Source organism: Microbacterium sp. C448 (assembly GCF_000582705.2).
GTDB lineage: Bacteria > Actinomycetota > Actinomycetes > Actinomycetales > Microbacteriaceae > Microbacterium > Microbacterium lacus_A.
Genome location: NZ_HG779721.1, coordinates 1 through 253 on the forward strand (window position 1 = coordinate 1; position 253 = coordinate 253).

General features: G+C 62.1%; 1 protein-coding gene. It reads right to left on the reverse strand.

The features are described 5' to 3' along the window. Positions 1-15 precede the first annotated feature (15 nt). On the reverse strand, positions 16-253 hold a 238-nt coding region (locus tag MIC448_RS11170), incomplete at its 5' end, for an integrase core domain-containing protein (protein ID WP_036299594.1).

Below are 253 nucleotides of genomic sequence, written 5' to 3' on the forward strand. Positions count from 1 at the left end.
TGAATCGCCCCGGGTTTAGTGGAGGGCGAGTTCTCCCAGCGCCGGCTGGTGCTGGGAGTTGATCTCACGGTAGTACTCGTTCTCTTTCTCGATGGGTGTGAGGTATCCGATCGAGGAGTGCAGTCGGTTCTCGTTGAACCAGTGCACCCAGGACAGCGTGGCCAGTTCCAGGTCGTCGGCGCTGCGGAACGGGCCGTCGATCTTCACGCACTCGGTCTTGTAGAGGCCGACGACGCTCTCGGCGAGGGCGTTG